Origin of the sequence: Xenorhabdus griffiniae (assembly GCF_037265215.1) — a bacterium.
Classification (GTDB): Bacteria; Pseudomonadota; Gammaproteobacteria; order Enterobacterales; family Enterobacteriaceae; genus Xenorhabdus; species Xenorhabdus griffiniae.
This window is the reverse complement of the sequence record NZ_CP147737.1, coordinates 2,471,771-2,491,571: the sequence shown is the minus strand read 5'-3', so window position 1 is coordinate 2,491,571 and position 19,801 is coordinate 2,471,771. Positions and strand designations below refer to the sequence as shown.

4 protein-coding genes are annotated in these 19,801 nt (G+C 48.8%); all 4 read right to left on the bottom strand.

The features are described from left to right. Positions 1-9: 9 nt before the first annotated feature. The 4 genes from WDV75_RS10650 to WDV75_RS10635 are packed head-to-tail and all read right to left on the bottom strand — an operon-like array spanning position 10 to position 19,758. Positions 10-813, bottom strand: a complete 804-nt coding sequence (locus WDV75_RS10650; protein WP_273558151.1) for a thioesterase II family protein — start codon at positions 811-813, stop codon at positions 10-12. Beyond that, positions 813-1,910: a Gfo/Idh/MocA family oxidoreductase gene (locus WDV75_RS10645; RefSeq protein WP_273558150.1), complete on the bottom strand. Its 1,098-nt coding sequence runs from the start codon at positions 1,908-1,910 to the stop codon at positions 813-815. The genes WDV75_RS10650 and WDV75_RS10645 overlap by 1 nt, the downstream gene beginning before the upstream one ends. After that, a complete protein-coding gene (locus tag WDV75_RS10640; protein ID WP_273558149.1) occupies positions 1,907-13,663 on the bottom strand; it encodes a non-ribosomal peptide synthetase/type I polyketide synthase in 11,757 nt (3,918 codons plus the stop codon). Before WDV75_RS10640 ends, WDV75_RS10645 begins: the two co-directional genes overlap by 4 nt. Next, positions 13,660-19,758, bottom strand: a complete 6,099-nt coding sequence (locus WDV75_RS10635) for a non-ribosomal peptide synthetase (protein WP_273558148.1) — start codon at positions 19,756-19,758, stop codon at positions 13,660-13,662. Before WDV75_RS10635 ends, WDV75_RS10640 begins: the two co-directional genes overlap by 4 nt. Between the last annotated feature and the right edge of the window lie 43 nt (positions 19,759-19,801).

Sequence of the window (19,801 nt, the reverse complement as noted above, 5' to 3'; positions counted from 1 at the left end):
AAGGTGCCATTATGCGAACTCCTTTGAATAAACATATTGCATAAATTGGGTAACGTGAAGAATAAAATTCTGTGGTTTTTGTGTAATGTAAAAATGATCGCCAGCAATTTCTTGGCAGCAATCCGCAAGATTTTGTTTGTCACTTGCAAGCCAATGGTGCCACTGCTGAACTTCCACCGCGGAAGCTTCTTTGTCCTCAGTGCCATAAAGCAACAATGTGGGGGTTTGTAGTTTTACTGAATCCGGCTGAATAGCGTGGTAATAGTGCTCTGTAGCAAAAAAATCAGCCCGTAACATGGGTAAGAACAGGGCAAGTAGTTCAGGATCTTCCCGTAAAATCGGGCTGCAACCGCCAATATCAATCAGTTGTTCAATGAATTCATGATCAGGCAATCCACTCAGTTTGCGGCGGGATTGAAGATGAGGGGCATGACATCCCGAAAGTACCAATGCCTTGGGGGCACAGAGATGTTGTTCAAGGTGTCGGCAGGTTTCAAAAGCGACTTGCGCTCCCATGCTGTGGCCGACCAGTATCAGGTTTTCTCTCTGTGCGGGAGTCAACGATCTGATCACATCAGAAAGCGACTGAGCCAATGGCGTAATGCGGGTAACAGCATGTTCATTCATACGGCTGTCACGTCCGGGATAAATCACCAGTGAAACCGCAATATCGGAATCTTCCAATGTGGACCAATTCCGAAATGCACTGGTACTGCCCCCAGCAAAGGGGCAGATGAGCAGCGTATATTTAGGTTTGCTATGCGTCGTCAGGCATGGACGGATCATTGGATGGACAGGAAGTTTCCACGTCATCAGTTTTCTTCCTTAATTAACATCAATTGGGTTGGATCAATCCAGACGGGTGGCTGTAGCTCTTGAGTAACCGGCTCTCCCATCATGCGTAAAACTTGTTGCCACAAGCCTGCCAGCCGCAATTGGTAATCGTAGCTAAAAGCAGGGGGGCAGAGTGCCCCATTCAATACTGAATTCAAGGTATTGAGGAGGCGTGCCACACCTTCGGCACCATCACATTCAAATGCAGTCATCCAATTTTGCGTTGCCGGACAAAGAATTTGTGATGTTGTCTGGTGCAGATAAGCGCCTTCCGGCTGGCCGGCATTCAGGTAAAGACTCTGTTCATTATTCAGATGGTTTGGTGCATGAAGAACCGGTGTCCAGATAACCGGTCCATAGCTGGCTTCCTGCGTCAGATAACCGGCCGGCCAAATTAGCGTCATTTTATGCATGACCAGGTTGTGCATATCGGGATCCCTGGGGTCCAGATAGGATTGAACATCTAACGTTATTGTGGTTCCCGCTATGCTGAGTTCAAAGCGATGAAATGCATTGTTTCGCTGACCTACATAAGCTATCTCAATCTGTTCCGGGCAATGACAGCCCTGTAACAACAGATCAAGGGCGGAAAAAAGTAACTGGCGGCTGGTTGTCAGATAGCCACTTACCGGACGTTGCTGTGATAATTGCTCGATTTGATGAGCCGCATGTAACCAACTTCTGCCAGCCTGACATTGGCTGTAAAAGCTGTTTACCCAAAACATAGCATTATGCTGGTTAGCTGTTGATTGGTGTCTTTTGATCGCTTCTGCATCAAGAGGATGTTCCTGAATGACCGAAATGCCCCGTGCCAATAACGCCTGAGTTAATTGGTCGCCTTCGCCACCAATAACCTCTGCGCGTATGACCACACAGGCAATATCGATATCATCCGGCAATTCATCCAATGAACGGAATAGGGGGACATTGAAATCGCGGGCAAGTTGTTGTGAACGAGGGCTTCCTTGCGCCAGAATTCCGGCCAGTTCCAGATCTGACCGAGGCTGTAGAAACGCATTAAGATACAGTTCACCAAATTTTGAACCGACAATCAGAACCCGCCGTAGCTTTATCATATGTTCTCCTTAACAATTGGAACTAAACTCAGGATGTTTTTCAGACACGCAACCAGAGAGCCGACATGTTTGTGGAATAGGCTGTAATGATCACCATCAAGCTGTGTCACATTGACTGGTCCGAAAGCCTGCCAGCCAAGATCAGTTGAGGTAATGGTTGTTGAATCGAGGTAATCCATAAAATCAGGCAATGCCTGCCTTGCCCGAATAAGGCTGAAAGGTTGTGAAGTTTGTGGTGGACAATAGTCAAGCAATGCCCGCAGATTATGCTGCCAGATGGCGTAAAGCTCAGCCAGTGAGTTATCCATCTGTGCAGATTGCGGTAAGGCTTGGTGCAATGCTTGCAGGAAGGTTTCCGTGTTTGCTGTGATAGCGCTGTTATCCAGCTCCAGCCCAGGGAATTGTCCTTGTAAATCGAGCAGGAAATGACGATGGCAGCATGTATCATCCAGCGTCAGATCCGTGCGCACATTCGGCGCGAAACTATCAATCAGGATGCAATGGGAAACACTTTCACCGGCAGCACGTAATTGATGGGCCATTTCATAAGCCACTAATCCACCGAAAGACCAACCCGCCAGTGCATAAGGTCCTTTAGGCTGGAATTTACGGATTTGACTGATGTAATCCGTGGCCAGCGCAACGACAGAAGGTTTATCGGTATTCATGCTTTCTGGCGCAAATGCCAGGCCAATCATGCGCTGGGCGTCAAAATTGGCAGCCAAATGACGGTATCCTAACAGGTGCCCACCAATTGGATGGACGATAAACAAGGTGGAGTCTTCTAAGGTGGATCGTTCTAAGGTAGATCGTGCAATGTTCCCTTTGTTTAATATCACGCCTTGACACGTATTTTCTGGGTGGTGCTCAATAAATTCCGCCAGTGAATGTACGGTATCGTAAGTTTGCAACAGGCTGAGCGGGTATTGGCGATTAAATATCTGATTGATTTGCACCATTAAGCGTACTGCTGCCAGAGAATCCCCGCCAAGAGTAAAGAAACTTTCATGCACGTTAATATCTTGTTGCTCTAATACGGCTTCCCAAAGGTTTAATACCGTTTGTCCTGTCGCGCTGAGAGTCACTGATGGTGCTGAGTCACTTTCTTGCACTTTTTCAACCAGAGTCATTAATGTACGTCTGTCGATTTTACCGTTGTCAGATACGGGTATCGTATCGAGAATGATAAAGCGCTGTGGACACATCCAAACTGGCAAGGTTTGCTGCAACCAATGCGGCAGTATCGGTAACAGTTCGGCAGATACTGACGCAGTATCGGTTAAACGTAAGCCGGCGACGAGCTGCAATGCTCCGTTTGACGTCGTATGCGCAAAGACTATCGCTTGTTGTATGTCAGGGTGTTCACATAAGCGATGCTCGATTTCACCCAATTCAATCCGGTAACCCCGAATTTTAATCTGATGATCATTGCGCCCCAGAAATTCGATATTACCGTCTGGCCGCCAGCGACCTAAATCACCGGTACGGTAGAGCCGCTCACCTGTTTGGGGATGAATGATAAAGGCTTGTTGCGTTTTTTCTGTATCATTCCAATAACCCAAGGCAAGTCCACGTCCACCAATATAAAGCTCGCCGGTTACCCAGACCGGACAAGGTGACAATGCTGAATTAAGCACATAGAAAGTCTGATTAGCCAAAGGCTTGCCATAGGGAATGCTGCTCCAATGAGGCTCGACGTGTGCGATAGGATAAGCAATAGACCATATTGATGCTTCGGTTGCGCCGCCCAAACTGAGCAGGTTAAGCGCAGGGTGAAGGGCAGACAATTTTGCCGGCAAATGGGTGGGTATCCAGTCACCACTCATCAATATCCAACGCAGGCTATTTAGAGAATGAGAATAGCTTCGGGCATATTCCTCAAGCAGTTGCACAAATGCTGGCACGGAATTCCAAACAGTGACCGATTCTTGTTGTAACCATGCCAGCAGTTTGTCAGGTTGTTTAGTGTCTCCAGGAGCAGGAATAACCAGTTTTGCCCCACGGCTCAATGTGCCGAAGAGATCATAAACGGAAAGATCGAAGGTTAACTCTGATATTGCCAATACGCTATCGTGCTCATTGAGCGCAATGCGTTGATTAATATCCAAGATCGTGTTGACAGCACCCTGATGATCTATCATTACGCCCTTTGGTTTTCCGGTCGAGCCGGAGGTGAAGATGACATAAGCCAAATCTTCGGGGTGTACAGCTAAACGTTGTGCTTCGGTGACAGGTAAGTGATTGAGCCATGTTTCATCCAGAGAGATGACGTGGGTATGCTCAGGCCAATTCAGCTGTTGAGCAAACTTAGGTTGCGTCAGTACAGTATCAACTTTCCCTGATGCCAATAGCTGATGGATCCGCTGTTGCGGATAACTGGCATCAATAGGCAGATAAGCCCGTCCTGCGAATAAAATTGCAAGAACGGCGACAACCTGTTCCCAGCCTTTTTCCATGACCACACCAATCAGGGATGAAGCCTGATTTTCCTGTGCTTGCAGATGGGCTGCCAGTGTCAGGCTTTGTGACCACAAAGTGCGATAGTCAATCTGACGAGAGGTATCGACCACAGCAGTACGTTGTGGGTAACGATTTACAGCCTGTTCAATGAGCGAGCAGAGCGTGTGTGATGGAAACACGTTTTTTGTCGCATTACTGTTCTGGCACAAAGCGCGATCACTTGCTGGCAGCCAGTCAGGCAGCGGGGTATTCCATGAGTAATCCGGTTCGAGCAAGGCAGTGATACACGCTTGATAATGGGCAAACATGTTTTCCGCAACCTGAGGCTGGAACAGTTGTGGCAAGATCGCCCATTGTATGGTGACACCACCTTCTGTGCCGGAAATTAACATACAGTCGAGATAAACATGGGGAGTTTGCGCACCAAAAAGATTGAGTGTTCCCAACCCTGCTGGTCCTTTACCCGCTGTGCCGGTTGTATCATTGAATACAATTGGCATACCCGCGTTGAGGTTGTGGCGATGTTGGTTTTTCTCCCTGAGTACCCGTTGCCCGTCAAACAGCGCGTGTTGAAGATCGGCCAGCCATTGCCGCTGTATCCGGCTTACAGCCTCACTAAACCCTGTGATATTACGCAGATCCACTTCCAGCAATGATGTGGTAGACAGATTGCCGACTAACGTATCGCAATACTGAGGCATTAACAGGCGGTTACCATGCAGGACATTGATTGTAAAATGCTCGTTGCTGCTCCACACGGATAAAACATGGGTAAATAGCGTTAGCATCACTTGTGACGGTGATATGCGGTATTCTGCTGCACGCTGTTGCAAACGCTGCCATTGTTGTGGGCTGATATGTCCGGTCAGGCATTGTTGATTGAGTTGCTGTGACTGGTGATCTTGCAGTGGTAACACCGGAGCATCCGGCAACGAAGGTAAGCGATCAAGCCAGTATTGCCGGCTTTGTTGCCAGGTTTCTCCGGTTTCTTCATTCTCCAGTGCCTGAATATAGTCGCCAATTGTTGCTGCCGGTGGCGCTGGCTGCCAGTCAGGTTCCTGATACCAATGGTGTAAATCGCGCAGGATTAACGTCAGGCTCTTACCATCCGCAACCAACAGGTCGATGGTCAAATGCAATAAATGCGTCCGATCATCGGTATGGTACAGGGTTAAATCAAACAGCGGCCAGTTGTCGCTGGGAACGCCTTGAGTACGTAGCGTGTCGCGGGCATGATGCAGTTGCATCTCGCGTTCATTCGGCATCATGGCACGGCAATCAATAACTGTCGGTGTATAGCGGGGAACTTGCGGCAAAATATGATATTGCCCATCCTTCACATAACCACGTAGTTGCGCATGATGGCTTATCACACGGTTCCAGGCGTGGGTAAAACGAGGCAGATCAAGCCCGTTGATAGCCAGCTCAGCATAGAAATGAGCGATACCGTTACCAAATTGAAACAGTTGGCTCTCTCCCAGCCAATAAGCGTATTGCAGTGCGGTCAGTGGCAAAATTTGCTCAGATGCAGGCTCAGTTTGCTGCGATATCGCAAGTGTCTCTGGACGGGATTCGGTTACCCGCAGAGTACGGCAAAATTCACTCAACTTAGGATGTTCGAATAGCTGTTGCAGATTGGCTTGTTCGTAACCCTGACGACGTAGTTGCACGACCATTCGGGTGGCAATCAGGCTGTCACCGCCACTTTGGAAAAAGTCACTGTGGCGCTGTATTGACTGAGGAAGCAGTGAACGCCAGAGCGCAATGACTTGTTGTTCAATCTCATGAAGCTGATCATCTTCTGTGTCTGGTTGTCCGGTTTCCGCGATTAACGGTTGTACCATGCTCTCTTTCGCTGTCACTATCAACGGCAATTGCTCTTGCTGTTGAATATGCAATGAGTAAGGCAAGGTAGAAAATTGGGCGGTTATTTCACTGATATTAAGCCGTGCTTGTTGTTCAGCTCGTGCCAGGATCAGTTGTTGATGCAGTTCAGGCCCGTTTTGCCCCGGCCATTCTAATGAAACCCGATAACCGGACTGCGTCAGGCAATTACGCCAACCCGCAAGTTCCATCAATGCACTATTACCATGATCATCACCGCGATCATCAACCCAGGCGTTAATACCTTCAATAAATCCGACACTGGTGAGTTGCATGGCGCTTTCGCGTTTGGTTGATTCAATAATTAGCAACCATCCGCCGGCTTTCAATAATCGGGAGAGGCGTCGCAGGGTATTCTTCAGATGGAGCGCATCATGTAATACGTTAACCGCCATAATCAGGTCATAACCGGATGCTGGGTGCTGACTAAAATCAATACGCTGATTAATATCAAACAGGGCAAATTTTACCGTTTCGCCGTAGTGATGGAGTAACTGGCGTGCGTCATCCAGGAATAGTGGTGAAACATCAGTAAAATGGTAGTTTTGAATGGCGTGTGCATTGTGTGCCAATACCTTCTCTGAGGTTGCACCGGTTCCTGCTCCGACTTCCAGTACAGTGAAATGTTCGGATGTCTGGCTCAATTGTCGGACAATTTCAGCGGCAGCCTGGTTCAGGCAACGTAATGCGGGATTTTCACTGTAGAGGCTGGCAGTGATTTGTTTATCGGCAAACAGCAGTTCCAATGCATTGCCACGTCCGGCAAGCAGGCTGTCATGTTGTTCGATGCAGGTTGCTATATATCGGCTGATGGTTTGACACCATTGTGCGTCATCCAGTTTTGCTGTAGGGGCTGGAACATGGCTAAGTGGTTGCAGACAACGGTATCCGTCAGCGATTTTTTCAATAAATCCCTGGCTATTGAACAATGCCAGCCATTGAGTCAGCAGGCGTTGATACTGTGGTGCCAGTTGTAAGCGTTGTTCAATCTCTGCACGAGAGTGATATTGTTGTACAGCAGTGAATAAGTTATGGCGCAGTAAAGTTTGGCTCAAGCCAAATAATGCTTGTTGCTCAATATGTTGCCAGGAGCGTTCAAACGCGTGTTGTTCTGCTAACGTGGGGAGCGGTAAGGTATCGGTGTTGATAACCCGTGTTTCTGGCAGTGATAAGGGCAAATGATCTTCTGCAACCAACCACAGGTTGTAACCTTGTGTATCATCCTGACGTGGCTGAATTTCTGCCAGCCGTATTTCAGGCTTAGTACGCAGATAATGTTCGGCTTGACGCAATTCAGGGTGTTGTGGCCAGAAGTCATAACGCGTATGACCAGACGGTGGCGTATGCAGGTTGTAATACGCCATGTGTTCAGGCTGGCGGCAAATTTGCACTAACAGTGCATTATAAGCGGCAAACAGTGACTCAATAACGCCTGCCTCTAGCACATTATCCATGCAGTACCAGTTAAATAGCAGATCACCATCGACTTCCATGACCTGATGATCTAACCAGACTTGTGGCGTCTGACTGAGAACAAAGACCGGATCGCCCAGTAATTGGGTGATGGATTGTTTGATAGCGACGCCTTCTTGTGCCATTCCTAACATACTGGTGAAAACGACCGGTGTCAGCGGCTGCCTGCTTTGGGTTTCACCGTTTTGTTGGCGGCCAAGTTCCCGCAATACCTCAACACCATTGACATGGCTATGGCTCAACCGTTGCCAGAGCAAAGCCTGGGTTTTTTCCATGCTGGCTCGTAGGGATGTTGTCTTGCGTAAATCAAAATCCATCAACATCACCGAGGTAAAATCACCAATCAGCTCTTGCACCTCTGGATGAAAAGGTTGCCGGTTAAAGAATGTCAGGTTGAGCGTAAACAGCGGATGACGGCTGTACCATTCAAGGGTATGGGCAAACAGCGTCAACAGACCTGCAGAAGGGGTAACTCCCCATTTTTTCCAGCTTTGTTTGAGACATTGCCAGTCAGATTGTGCCAATCGACCTTCATAAGTTGTGAATTGTGGTTGGCTACGTTGGGGCAATTGTGGCGCCAACGGTAATCGTGGCGCCGGTGGCAATGAAAGTAGTTGTTCCTGCCAATATGCCCATGATGCCCGCCACTCTTTACTTTCACGTTGCGCTTGTTCTGCCATCACATAATCGCGGAAAGTAAATGCTTGTGGGGCCAGAGGTTGTTGATGATAAGCGAGTTGTAGATCATCCATCATGATCCTGAAACTCTGTACATCAAACTGCAACAGATCCAGGTTCATATGTAAGCGACAACGTTCATTCGGTAGCAGTGATACAGAGACGTCAAACAGTGGCCACTGTTCTGCCGGTGGTACTTGGTAGGAGAGAGTATGGCGACGCTGGGCTAACTCCTGTTCGCAGGCGGTATCATCCAGTGTACGCAAATCAGCCTGAGACAGAACATACCACGGTGTTTCCGGCAAGATCCTTTGTTGCCCGTCTTCATCGACTATCATGCGCAACATGCCATGACGCTGAATCAACGCATTCCATGCCTGTTCAAAACGCGGGATATCAAAGCTATCCAGTGCCAGATCCCATTCAAATAAGACATGACAAGCAACACCCCCAAAATCAATGGCCTGTGTACGACCAATCCAGTAGGCGTGCTGAATGGGTGTCAGAGGGAAGGGGGCGTGGCGCTGGGCGCTGTCAACAATCACCGCTGGCTGGGAAGAGGTGACAGGCTGTTCAGGCAGGGCATCGCCAATGAGCGTATTAAGCCCCGCCAGCGTCATATTTTGGTAAGCCAAACCTGCGGTCAACCTAAAGCCAAATTGCTGGTGGATCGCCGCGTTTAACTCCAGGAATAGCAGGGAATCCAAACCGAATTGCAATAAATCTTGGTGCGGCTCTAAATGTTCAATTTGTTCCAGACGTAATAATGTTGCAACATGCTGACGCAGCCAGTTAAGCCGTTGTTCATTATCCTGATACAACGTGTTATCGGCAGAAAGTGACGAGATAGTATCGGACACACCAGCCTGTAAGCGCCGCAAAATATCAGGGTGATGTTCATCTAACCGCATTGCCAGATAGCAAGCTGATGAAGTATGCAAAGATTGGTTGAGATGCCAGATACCTTCATTTGTGCTGAACGGTAACATGCCATCTTGCGCCAGTTTTTCTACCAACCGTCGGTCGCTGGCCATACCAATGCCACCCCAAACGCCCCAAACCAACGTTTTAACCATTAATTGATTTGGTGCTGTCAGCGCTAAGGATTCCAGACAAGCGTTGGCGATTGCATAAGCACCTTGCCCTTGGGCACCTAGCATTGATGCAGCAGATGCGTGCAACAGCAGGTACTGTGCATGATGTTGTTGGAGCGCAGTTTGCAGTGCTGATGCGCTGTGAGCTTTGACGGATAATATTTGTGACAGGTGTTGACGCTCAAGTTTTGCCAGCGGGGTGTGGTCAGCAATGCCTGCGGCATGGATCGCGCCAGCAATACGATCTTCTTGTGCCAGAGTTTGCACCGCATTTAGCAAGGCTGACGTATCAGTGACATCAAGGTTAACCCAACGTATTTCACATTCGTTATTCAATGACAATTCTTGCACAAAATCATCCCAATCAGCCTGTTTGCGGCGGGCAAACACGGCAATTTTGCCCGCACCCTGGGATAGCAACCAACGAATGGAAATGCGACCGATACCGCCCATTCCACCCGTAATAATGTGCCAACCCTGATGAGGAATGGATACCGGCTGCGGTAATAATGGTAATGGCTGGCGCTGTAAAACAGGGACAGCGATTTGTTTTCCACGTACTCGCAGCCAGCGTTGATGGCCTTCATCCAGATAGCCAAGTGCGAATGATAACGCGTCAGCGTCGTTGACATCAGCGATATCAATCGCCTGAATGCGACGATGGGGGTATTCTTCAACGGCAACACGCAGCAAGGCCCAAATAGCATATTGGGCGGGATTGATATCCTCTTTTAACAAGGTGGATTCTGGTTGAGCGCAGCAGGTTATAACGGTTAACGGTGTTGTTTCGTCGCGTTTTAGTTCATGAATAACCTGATCACATAATTCTGCAACATCATTGCCTGTGAGCAGCAATAACGTATTGCCACTTTCAGGTTGTAAATGAATACCGGCCTGACGCCAATGACTTATCGTCTCGCTATTTGCTGTTGAAGAGCGAAGCGTATAGGGCGTTGAAAATTTCTGTCTATCCGCGGTGTTTATTGGGCGCCAATGCAAGACATAGTGAGTATCAGGGCATGGTTGGGGGGCAGGAAGCCAGGCTTTTGCCATCGTTTGGGATGCCACTGATTGACGAGGCAGATCAGCACGATCACTTAATAGAGCGAACAGGCGCTCACCAGCATAAATTAGTGCCGGGAAAGCCGCGAATAAACGCGCCTCCAATAACCGGCGTCTGGCATAAGGCAAGGCACGGTAAGGACGATATATTTTACTTACCGCTGGAACGGAAATTTCCTGGTAATAGCCTTGCTGTACACAGTGGGTTAATAGCTGCTCCAGCAACGGACGCCAGCAGGGTTGTAGCCGACCAGCCCGAATGGTGTCGATGGCACTGAAACCTTGTTCAGCGTCACGCCCATGGCACTGATATATCAATGCATCGGTATACAATGCCCGCAATATCGCTGCATCAGGGTTTTGCTCAATGGCAGGATCAAGCAGGGAATTGACATCAAGCTCAATAAGGCTATTGGCTAAAGGTTGTCCGGTTCTATTGGCAGGTAATTCGGTTGCAGAGAAGCTGTAATGCTGCTCATCAAATGGATAGAGTGGCGCATGGCATTTTACTCCGGCAAAGGGGAAAAGATGCGGCCAGTCAAGATGTGCACCGGCACAGTAAAGTTGCATAAGTGCCGTTTGTTGAGCTGCCTCTGGGGAGCGTTGACGATGTGTACTCGCAATCCAGGTTTCCAGCGGCAGACTGCCACGTCGTCCGATCCCTGTTAGCTGTGCATCAGCCCCAAACTCCATGAACAGTGCCACACCTTGCTGGCGGGCAAACTCGATGGCCTGGTGATAACGTACCGTGTGGCGCATATGGTTACACCAGTAATCTGGTGAACCTAATTGCTCATCACTTGCCAGATTGGCTGTCAAGGTAGAAATGAGCGGAATTTCTCCCGATGCAGGTTGTAACCGACTGCAATACAGGGAAAAGTCTGCCAGAACAGGATCAAGCATGGCTGAATGTGCGGCACAGGCAACCTTAAGCCGTTGGCAGCGGATCTGCTGCTGTGCCAGACGTTGTGCCAGAAGCTCAATTTCTGTCTCAGTGCCGGCCCAAACCCAGTGTTGTGGGCCATTGCAAACCGCCAGATCCAAAGATAATGAATCAGTAACAGGACAAATATCTTCTTCGTTGGCAAAGACTGCCAGCATTGCTCCTCCCTGGGAGCAGTTTTGCATCAGTTTGCCGCGAGCGGCGACCAGCGGCATGATTTGTTCAGGCGTAAAAATTCCGGCAACAACGGCAGCTGCGAATTCACCAACGGAATGCCCGAGGACATAATCCGGTTTGAGCCCAAGTGCACGCCAATGGGCTGCCAATGCAATTTGATGTGCCACAATGGCCGGTTGTGCATATTCGGTAGTCGCTAATGCAGCATCATGCTCGCCGAACATAACGGCTTTTAATGGCAGCGCTAACTCGCAAGCACAGGCTGCACAGCAACGATCTAACATGGCGGAGAAAACCGGAGAGCTGGCATACATGGCTTTTCCCATACCAGACCATTGGCATCCCTGACCGCTGAATTGCCACAATTGCTTGTTTTCATTCTTAGCTTGTCCGCTAAAAATGTTCGGTGTTGGTATATTGCCCGCAAAAGCGGATAAACTGGCCGCATTTTTCCCTATATCGTGTGGTGATATTGTCAGCGCTAAACGCCAGGGCAGTGAAATATCGCGCCCTTGTAAGGCAGTCCAGGCCAGATCGGCATAACGTTCAGGGGTATTATTGAGCGCAGTCGCGTAGCGTTGTGCCAATTGACGCAATGAGGATTCAGAAGCCGCGGAGAGCAGTAACGGCGCTGTTGGTGAATGATTGACATCACGGCGGTGTAATTCTGTTGGCAATGATTGCACCACAATATGACAGTTGGTGCCGCCAATACCGAATGAAGAAACGCCGGCAGTTCGTAATTCTTGCGTCCAACGTTGTCCTTGTGTTGCCAGCCTGAATGGGCTTTCTTGCAACCGTAATGCCGGATTGGGTTGCTGTACATTGATTGTTGGAGGAATGTAACCATGCCAGACGGACAGAACCGCTTTGATCAAACTGGCAATGCCTGCGGCAGTATCGAGATGGCCGATGTTGCTTTTCACGGAGCCAAGGTAACAAGGCGGAACTGCTCCACTGCGGTCAGAGAATACAGTGCGTAATGCATCAACTTCTATGGGATCACCAAGGGGTGTTCCTGTGCCATGCGCTTCAATCATGCCAATGTCATCAATGCTGACATCAGCCAGTTGTAATGCTTCGCTAATCACACGGCGTTGGCCATTCACTGAAGGTGCAGTAAAGCCCACTTTTTCGTTGCCATCGTTATTAATGGCACTGCCACGCAATACGGCCATGATGGGATCGCCGTCGCGTAAGGCATCACTCAGACGTTTCAATGCAACAACACCAACACCATTGCCACCGTAGGTGCCATTTGCCTGGCTATCAAAAGGACGACAATGCCCGTCAGGTGAGAAGATCATCCCGGGTTGATACAAGTAACCACTTTCTTGTGGGAAAGAAACCGCCACACCACCGGCCAGAGCCATGTCACACTCACCGGAACGCAGGTTCTCGCAAGCCATATGTACGGCAACCAGTGAACTTGAGCAGGCTGTTTGTACGGTGAGGGCAGGCCCTTTCAGATTTAATTTATAGGCAGTACGAGTCGCAAGATAATCTTTATCGTTACTCATTAATGCCTGTAACCCTTTCACTTTGCCAACATCGGTCATCGCAAACTGTGACCACGAAGGCCAGGTACTGATCCGGCTGCTACCAAAGACACCGGTTTTCAGGGCGATATTTCGTGGCGCATAACCGGCATGTTCAAGCGCGTGCCAGGCTGTTTGTAGGAATAGACGCTGTTGAGGATCGAGCATTTCTGCTTCCTGACGCGAATAGCCAAACAGTGTGGCATCAAATTGTTCCGCGTTTTCCAGTATTGCCGCCTGATTGACAAAGTTTTCACTATCAATGACTTCAGGAGGAATACCTGCATCCAATAATGTTTGACGGGAAAGTGTCGTTGTACACTCAATCCCCTGTTGCAGGTTATGCCAAAAAGTATCGCTATCTGGTGCCTGCGGAAAACGACAGGCAAGGCCAATCACTGCGATGGGATCGCAATTATCGTAGTGAGGCGTTAAGTTAGTCATTGTACAGCTCCTTTATGACGTTTTTCCCGTTGTTGCAGACGCTTTTGTTGTTGACGTTGACGAAGGGTAATCGACGGGTGGTTTCCGTCGGGTGTCTCTTTACGGCAACGCAAACTGAGCGTCTCTGGTGTCGGATAAGCAAATAAATCAGTAACAGCAAGATGCTGGAAGCCCGCATGTTGTAATTTGTTATGCAGTTGAATGAGCTGTAACGAGCTGGCTCCTGCCTCAAAAAAGTTCTGTTGTGCATTTATCGGACACTGGGTTACAGATAAAAACAGGCGTTGAATTTCACTGCATATTTGTGGCTCGGCGCCTTCTAAGCGTGATGGTGCCATCGCTACAACAGGATTATCTGTAACGACCGTGTCTTGCTGGCGTGGCAGCAATTGCTCTAAAGCTGAATGCCAACTTTCCGGTTGTGTAACGAGCGTGCGCAATAGCGCCATATAGCTGTTGAACATGCTTTGTAACTGGTGTGGCTCAAATAATTCTTCGACTGCGTCCCAGTTCAGGCAAAGTTCACTGTCAGATTCGTAAACCTGGTGATCCAGCCAGATTTGTGGCGTTTGCGAGATCCCCCAAACCGGTTTCATCCATGATGAACGTGACAGGAACTGCCCTTCATGGGTTCCCAACGCACTGGTGAAAACGACTGGCATAACGGCAGCGTTGGGACCACGGCGCTGTGCCAGTTCGCGCATCACTCTGATTGCTGAAATATGGCGGTGATCCAGATCTTGCCATAGCTGTTGTTGCAGCCGACGCGCACTTGATAACCAGTTTTTCTCTGGATGCCAGGCCAGTAGTGACAATGAGGTGAAATCACCCAGAATATGTTTGATATCCTCATGCCAGTGTGGGCGATCAAACAGCGTCAGATTAAGGGTTAGCTCCGGTCTGGTACTGAATGCGGACAGAACGGTGGCATAAGCGGCAAGCAGGAGCGCAGAAGGTGTTATTTGGTGGGTGGCCGCCTGTTGTTTTAACTGCTCCCATTCCTGTGCAGATAACCGATCGCTATAGCGCACAAAATGCGGGGATTGGACATTTTCTGGTGCAATACGCAATGGTAATTGCGGAGCCAATGGCAATGTTTTCACTCGCTCTTGCCAGTATTGCAGTGAACGCTGGTGTACCGGCATTTGTTGCTGGCGTAATACACATTCACGGAATGTCACTTTCAGTGGCGGTAATGTGTGCTGTTCGTTGAGATATAGCTGCTCTAATTCAGCCAGCAATATCTGCATACTTAACCCGTCTAATAACAGGTTATCCAGACTAACAAATAGTCGGGAGACTGGACTGTTGTCTTGTGCAAGTTGGAAATCGAACACCGGCCAGCGACTGACATCTAATACTTGATGTGACAGGTGGTCGCGTAAGGTGTCTGCTTCAGCCATATCAGCAAATCGGTGTTGTTTAACGGAGAAAAGCGGGACATTTTGCAATATCTGTTGTTGTCCATTAATCACAACTGTCCTGAGCATCGGATGACGTTGGATCAGGCGATTTAACACACGATTCAGGCGCTGAACATCTAATTGTTCTATCCGGTATTCGATAAAGAAATGTGCACCAATGCCGCTTAGAGCAAAACCAGGATAGCGCCCGACCAGATAAGCTTGCTGAACTTCGGTCAATGGGAAAGGCTGACATTCATCTTGCTCTTCGGGTATTGCATAGGCTTCTGATGTAGTTTCAGATAAATAAGTCAGTGTTGAGGCAAACGCCGCCAATTGCGGGTGACGGAACAGGTGACTGAGTTCGCCTTTGAAGCCTTGTTGTGCCAGGTCACCAATCAAACGGGTAGCTAAAAGGCTGTCACCGCCAAGTTGGAAAAAGTCGCTGTTACGGCCCAATTGCTCTGTATTTAGCAGGCGTTGCCAACTATCGGCAACGGTTTGCTCCACCGCATTTAGTGAGGTTATTTCAGGCTGAGGCGTCGCTGTAGCTGTTTTTGTGGCGAACTGAAGAGATTGTGCCAGCGCCTTGCGGTCGATTTTGCCGTTAGGAGTCAGGGGCAGGTGCGGGATAACATGCAAGCTCTGTGGGATCATATACCCTGGCAAATGTTGTGCCAAAGCGGATTTAATTTTTTCCCGATCAGGTATGGTGACGTTGTCACTTGTTTGCATCAACAACACACTCAAATTGCCGATAGTAATCGGTGTTTCCGCATGTAATGGAAGAAGAGATAACCACTCTGCCGCAGAACGTAACCGAATACCTTGGGGTGAAAGTAACTCAGCGGTAATCAGGGAAATAGGGGAGGCTTGTTGCAACTCCATTGCCAATACCAACGCTCCCGGCTGTGCCAGTGGAAGCAACGCTTTGATGCAACGTGTTGGGTCTTCCTCACGGTGTAATACATTGTTTAGCAGGATGATATCTGCCTGATGTTGTTGCGATTCTGGCCGGTTTTTCTCAGACCAATATTGTGCTGATGCGTGAGTATAGCCACTTAATCTTGTCTGCATCTGGTTAATCAGGGCCTGAGAACGTTCAAAGCCGATATAAGACAGATGTTGGTCAGTGATATGTTCTGCCAGCCACTGAGCACAGAGGCCGCTGCGGGCATCGAACTCCATCAAAGTAACGGGGCGTTGTAACCGCTGGGACAGGCCAATGATGACGTGTTTCAACCCTGCCAGCCATTGCTGGGTTTCTGGTTGGGCAAAGAGCAGTTGCTCCGGTGCAAATTGCGGATCATCAAGTAATGTGACGGCTGCCTGCTGTCCGGTAAGAATATTACGCAGCGTAGAATGCCAGCGTGCAGGAATGCATTTTGCTTCATGACTGAATGAGGTGGCTGGTAATCCAGCTTGATAGATATGATGTGCAGGTTCAGTCAATAAATTGCATCGGCAAAGGTACGTCAGCATACGGGCAAACCAGTGATGGTATTCCGGCTGAGGTTGATAGTGCGTCAGACAATCAGTGAGCGATTGCGGTGAAGTCAATGTAATGCCGTAACGCGATAGGTGTTCAAGCAGGAATGGCGCAACTTCGTCATGATGATTATCATCGGTTATTGCCCGCATTGCAGGGAACAGATCACGATAGTGTGTTGGTAATTGTGGGGCACGATTTATGCGTTGGCATAAAGTATCACCTTCCAATTCCAGGAATGCCACCAGAGACTTTTCTTTTTCACCACGGGCTAAGGCAACACCTTTACTGATACCGGTTACTTGACTGAGGGCGGCATCAATTTCTCCCAGTTCAATCCGGTAACCCCCAATTTTCACCTGGCTATCACGGCGTCCCATAAATTCAAGCCAGCCTTCGGGGTGATAACAACCCAGATCGCCAGTACGATACCAGCGTTCTCCCTGATCAATGACAAATTGGGTAGCCGTGCGTTCTTCATCATTAAAATAGCCCAGCGCTACACCAGCACCCCCAATCCACAGTTCACCGACAACCCAGTCAGGGCAATCACGGCCATCTTCACCAACTACGCGGTAACGCTGGTTAGTGAGAGGATACCCATAAGGGATAGAACGCCACTGCGGGTCAATTTCCTTCACGATATATTCATTTGACCAGATAGCCGCTTCCGTTGCGCCGCCCATTGCACTTAATACACCATCAGGATTGAACGCACGGTAACGCTCAGGCAGTGACAAACCGATCCAATCCCCGGACAACATCACAGTACGAAGTGTTTTCGGGGCATCAACCTCCATCCCTTCACAATAGGTCAGCAACATATCAAACAGTGCTGGTACACTGTTCCACAACGTAACGTGATGACGCTCGATCAGCATTTCCCAGGTTGATGGATCGCGGCGTTGTGCTTCATCAATTAAGACCAGTGCGCCTCCTGCACTGAGAATGCCAAAAATGTCATACACAGAGAGGTCGAAATGCAGGGCAGAGAGTGCCAGTAAACGGTCATGGCTTTGTACCTGATGACGGCGATTGATATCCAGACAGGTATTCAGTGCGCTTTGATGGCTAATCACCACACCTTTTGGCATACCAGTTGAACCAGAGGTATAAATGATATAAGCCGGATCAGTCACCGCGCGCTTAGCCATGTGAGTTAAGGGCAGTAATGGCTCATTTTGGTGCCAGGAAATGCAATGTATATCCTGTGACCAGGTATTATTCTGCTGTTTAGGATCAATAATAACGACATTGATTCCGGCACTTTCACAGATAGCGCGACGTCGGCTTAGTGGTTGATCCACGGGAACCGGAACATAAACACCGCCGGCATAAAGTACAGCGAGCACAGCGACAATTTGTCCAATGCCTTTTTCCATGCTAATGGCAACGCGATCTCCCGATATAACCGACGCTTTTTGCAGTACGGCGGCTAATCGGCGGGCGGCCAGACTGAGGTCGCCATAACTTATTTGTTCATGATGGGCTATTAAAGCCACAGCATTTGGTGTGCGTTCTGCTTGTGTAAACACCGCTTCATGCAACAAAGCATTGGGTAACGGTTCAACCGTGTTATTAATTTGGTGTCGCAGACGGTATTGCGACTCAGGCATCAGATCCGGTAATTTTTCGTGCCATTGTGTTGCGTTTTCCGTCAGGTTTTCAATCAGCCCTTGATAGGTTGTGAATAGCGTATCCATCAGGCCGTCAGGGAAAAGCTCATCGTTGCTATCCCACTGGATGTTCAGGACGTTTTCATGTTCAAAGGCAACAAAATCCAGCCATACCTGGGGGGTTTGTGATATTCCCCAGCTTGGTTTTCCCAGGACATCACCGGTATTTTCACCATATAAAGGCCAGCCTAAATTGCTGGTGAACACAACCGGTGCACCATGTGGGTGGTTACCTCGCTTCTTGAGTTCACGCAGAACTTCGACACCAGACCAGTGACGATGTTCGTAAGCCTCGGTAAATGTTGCTTGTGCATCCTGAGCCAGTTGGCTGAACGGTAAATTATCGCCGGGGATGTCCAACAGCAAAATATTGGTAAAATCGGCCAGAATGTTGTCAACCGCGTTATGCAGCGGAGCTCTGTCAAATAGCGTCAGGTTGAACAACAAGCGTGTTGCATTGCTCCAACGGCACAATAAAGCGGCAAATGCCGTCGCCAATGCCATCGTTGGCGTCACGCCATTTTGTTGCGCGAGTTGTTTAAAACGTTCCCAATGTTCAGGCGATAAACGAAAACACCTGCGCTGGATCCGAACATTTTTTATCAGAGAAGGATCTCTGGCCAGAGGAAGTTGAGGGGCAGGTGGCAAGGTGTCTAATCGGTTACGCCAGAATTCCTCTGCTTCCTGTCGGGCTTGCTTAAATTGAGCCTGATATTGTGTCAGGTAACTACAAAAATCATAGTCAGAAGAAATAGCAGGCAGGCTGCGTTTGGCAATTAATGCCGCCAGTTCGGTAAAGAACAGGCTAAAACTGGCGGCATCCATGATCAGCAGATCGATATTAGTATGTAGCCGATGTTGTTTATCGCCAAACAGGCTAAGCTGAATATCAAACGTTTCCCCTTCTTCAACCCGTAATACACGATGGCTTAATTGGTTACGTATGTTATCCAGCGCTTGTTGCTGTTCATCAATGGACTGATGGCGGAGATCGTGAACCGTTAATTTTTTCCAGTAAGCGCGGGGCATACCTTGCTGGCGACCATCCGGCAAAAAACGCACTCGTAACATCGGATGGCGCTGGATCAGTAGGTGAATAGCCGCTTCCAGTTGTTCAGGCTCCAGCCCGATACCATCAAACTCATGATACAAATGACAACCCACACCTCCCAACGTTTGCTCCGGTGAACGCCCAACAAAATAAGCATGTTGTACCGCCGTCAATGGGAATGGGTTAGCATCAACAATCCGTGGCTGTGGCGTTGTCTCTTGGGAAACTGTATGAGTGACAGGGGCATAGCGTTGCAGAAGCTGACTCCAGGCATACAGCGTTGGCTTTTGGTAAAGTTCGCGCAGAGTGACACGATGGCCCTGGCGTCTAAACTGGTTTAGCAATGCCATGATTTGCATTGAATCCAGTCCATTGCGAATTAAATCGTCATGATCGCCCACCAAAATATTTTTTTGATTAAACAGGCCAGCGATAAGCTGGCGCAGTGAATCAGGAGAGTGAAGGTCCGTGTGCATAAATAAATCCTATAAAATGACAGTACCTAGAAAATCAAATGGG

Bases quoted from the DNA above. Each gene is read 5' to 3' on its own strand.
- WDV75_RS10645 (WP_273558150.1), bottom strand. From the start codon at position 1,910: ATGATAAAGCTACGGCGGGTTCTGATTGTCGGTTCAAAATTTGGTGAA.
- WDV75_RS10635 (WP_273558148.1), bottom strand. From the start codon at position 19,758: ATGCACACGGACCTTCACTCTCCTGATTCACTGCGCCAGCTTATCGCT.
- WDV75_RS10650 (WP_273558151.1), bottom strand. From the start codon at position 813: ATGACGTGGAAACTTCCTGTCCATCCAATGATCCGTCCATGCCTGACG.
- WDV75_RS10640 (WP_273558149.1), bottom strand. From the start codon at position 13,663: ATGACTAACTTAACGCCTCACTACGATAATTGCGATCCCATCGCAGTG.